This is a genomic window from Leptolyngbya sp. FACHB-711, assembly GCF_014695615.1.
Taxonomy (GTDB): Bacteria; Cyanobacteriota; Cyanobacteriia; order Elainellales; family Elainellaceae; genus Leptolyngbya_A.
In genome coordinates, this window is sequence record NZ_JACJOR010000031.1 from 1 (window position 1) to 3,533 (window position 3,533).

Annotated in this window: 2 protein-coding genes; both read left to right on the forward strand. The window is 46.5% G+C overall.

The window, feature by feature from the left end; all coding sequences use genetic code 11:
• Window positions 1-1,356, forward strand: a 1,356-nt coding sequence (locus H6F80_RS00400; protein ID WP_190789647.1) for a hybrid sensor histidine kinase/response regulator, incomplete at its 5' end; no start/stop codon positions are given.
• 42 nt (window positions 1,357-1,398) lie between these two features.
• Window positions 1,399-3,533 (forward strand): AAA family ATPase (locus H6F80_RS00405; RefSeq protein ID WP_190789648.1); only part of this gene is annotated, 2,135 nt, incomplete at its 3' end.

The window sequence follows — 3,533 nt, forward strand, 5'->3', positions numbered from 1 at the left end:
AGCTATGAAATTGAATTCCGGGTTGTCCAACCTTCTGGGGCAATTCGTTGGCTCTCCACGACAGGAGGTGCTTTTTTCAATGCTCAGGGCGGCCCGGTGCGAATGCTGGGGGCAACAATCGACATTACAGAGCGCAAAGCGATCGAAGCAGAGCGAGAACAGCTCTTGAGACGAGAGCAATTTGCTCGTGAGCAGGCAGAAGCTGCTAACCGGGTGAAAGATGAGTTCCTTGCGGTGCTGTCCCATGAATTAAGAACCCCTTTAAATCCAATTTTGGGCTGGACGAGACTGCTCCGCACTCGCTCATTTGATGCGACAGCGACCGACCGCGCCCTCGACACGATCGAACGCAATGCAAAACTTCAGTCTCAGCTCATCGAAGATCTGCTAGATGTCTCTCGCATTCTTCAAGGAAAAGTAAGACTAGATGCTCGCCCCGTTGATCTGGTGACCACAATCGAAGCAGCCCTTGAAACAGTGCGACTGTCAGCGGAAGCAAAAGGCATTCAGATTCAGACTGCATTCAATCCTGGGGTTGCACAGACGAATGGCGATGCGAATCGTCTCCAGCAAATTGTATGGAATCTGCTCTCGAATGCAGTCAAATTTACTCGGTCAGGTGGTCGAGTGCAGGTTCGACTCGATCGCATAGGAACCAATGCTCAAATTCAGGTGAGCGACACAGGAGAGGGAATTAGCCCTGATTTCCTGCCTTATATTTTTGACTATTTTCGTCAAGCGGATAGCAGCACGACCCGTCAATTTGGTGGATTGGGGTTGGGATTGGCGATCGTCCGTCATCTGGTTGAACTGCACGGCGGTACAGTGAAAGCGGAAAGCCCGGGCCTTGGAATGGGCACCACTTTTACGGTTCAACTCCCCCTGATAGTATCGACGCTAACACCTCATTTAGAGTCACCCTTACCCACTCAAAAAACGCATCATTTGAATGATATTTGTGTTCTGATTGTGGATGATGAAGCGGATATGCGGGAGCTAATTCGTTTCATCCTGGAAGAACAGGGGGCAACGGTTAGGGTAGCGGCATCCGCAGCCGAAGCCTTGCAGCAAATTTCTGAGTCATTGCCAGATATTGTAATTAGCGACATCGGAATGCCGAAAATGGATGGTTACGCCTTAATGAGACAAGTTCGCCCGAGCTTATCCAAGCAGGGAAAAATGATTCCGGCCATTGCTTTGACTGCCTACGCCGGGGATGTCAACGAGCAACAAGCCCTATCTGCTGGATTTCAACGCCATCTTGCCAAACCAGTCGAACCAGAACAGCTCTTGAAAACGATCGCGCAGGTAATGGCAGAATCATTCCAGCCTCCTAGTCTTTTGAAAAATAATTAGGGTTTTATCATTCACAATGGGAACGGCAGAGGAGCAGCTAGAGTGACATTCACATTATCTGGATTGACGATTACCGATTTAATTCAAGAAGGAACAAAATCGCTCATTTACCGGGGTGTGAGAGAAGACGGTTGTCCCGTGGTCATTAAAAGCTTGCGTCCAGAGCAGTACAGTGCTCGCAATATTGAGCAACTCAAGCATGAATACGCGATCGGACAGCAGCTCAACTTGCCAGGAACGGTGCGGGCATTAGCTTTAGAATTCAATCGAGGAGTTCCCTATCTTATTCTGGAAGACTTTGGGGGACAACCGCTCGATCAACTTTTGAGCCAGTTTCAAGAACCTGCTGCCTTTCTCAACATGGCATTACAAATTGTAGCTGCCCTGGCACAAATTCATCAGCGACACATCGTTCACAAAGATATTAAACCCCAAAATATCATTGTCAATTTAGATCAAAATCAAGTCAAAATTGGCGATTTCGGATTAGCTGCATTCCTTCCTTATGAGAGTCAAATTGTTGGCGCTTCTAACCGGATTGAAGGCAGTTTGCCCTATTTGTCACCAGAGCAAACTGGACGCATGAATCGCGGCATTGATCAGCGCAGCGATCTGTACTCGTTAGGTGTGACTTTCTATGAAATGCTAACTGGGCAGTTGCCGTTTCAGGGAAATGATCCGCTGGAGTGGATTCACTGTCATATTGCTAAAACACCGATTGCTCCTATTGCTATCAATCCAGCCATTCCTCAGGTCATATCCGACATTGTTCTAAAGCTGTTGGCAAAGGTAGCAGAAGATCGCTATCAGAGCGCGCTCGGGTTGCAGGCGGATTTAGAGCGTTGCTTGCAGTTATGGGAAACGACAGGAGAAATTCTTCCATTTCCGATTGCCGAACAGGATATCTCCGATCGCCTCCAGATTCCCCAAAAGCTATACGGACGCGAGCCAGAAATTACTCAGCTACTGACCGTATTTAACCGAGTTATGGCAGAAGGAAAGCCGGAACTGATTTTAGTTTCTGGCTATTCTGGAATCGGGAAATCTTCTCTTGTCAATGAATTGCACAAGCCAATTGTGCAAACGCGAGGCATCTTTATTTCGGGTAAGTTTGATCAATACAAACGCGACATTCCCTACACCACAATTGTTCAGGCATTTCAGGGATTAGTCCGTCAACTTCTGGCTGAGCCAAAAGAAAAGTTAGTGATTTGGCGCGATCGAATTCAATCTGCTGTCGGCAACAATGGCAGGTTGATTACCGATGTGATTCCAGAAGTCACACTGATTATTGGCGAACAGCCTTCCATTCCCGTACTGGGGTCAACCGAATCGCAGAACCGCTTCAATCTGGTCTTTCAAAATTTTATTAGCGCATTTGCCCAAGCTGACCATCCTCTGGCAATTTTTCTAGATGATATGCAATGGGCAGATAGCGCGACGCTGAGCCTGATTCAGACGGTTGCTACAGGTTCAAGTCTTCAGTTTCTCTGCTTCTTGCTTGCCTATCGAGATAACGAAGTCGATATTTCTCATCCATTTAACTTAATGGTAGAGAAACTGCACCAGCAGGGAATTCCATTGACAAAAATTGTATTGTCGCCGCTTGATCTTGGCTGTGTGAATCAGCTAATTGCAGAGACTCTTCAATGTTCACTTCAGCAATCAGAGCCCTTAGCAAAATTAGTATTGCACAAGACTGGTGGAAATCCTTTTTTTGTAAATGAGTTTCTCAAAACTTTGTGTCAGGAAAATCTATTACGCTTCAATTCATTTGAGAAAACTTGGCAGTGGGACATTGACCAGATTGAAACAAAGGGGTTTACCGACAATGTGGTAAATCTGATGATTGAGCGAGTGCAAAAGCTATCATCAGAGGCTCAACAGCTTCTTAAATTTGCTTCCTGTATTGGGAATCAATTTGATTTAGAGATTTTGGCGATCGTTGCTGAAAAACCTGCTGGTGTAATTGCAGAAGCACTTTGGGAAGCAGTGCTGCGAGGCTTGATTACTATCGGAGAACAAATTGAATCTGCTGAAAAGCATTACTCTTTTGTTCACGATCGCATTCAGCAAGCGGCTTACGTGCTAATTCCTGATGCCCAGAAGCAACTGGTTCACCTCCAGATTGGGCGATTGTTGCTCAAAAACCTGAATGCCGAACAGTTAGAAGAGCG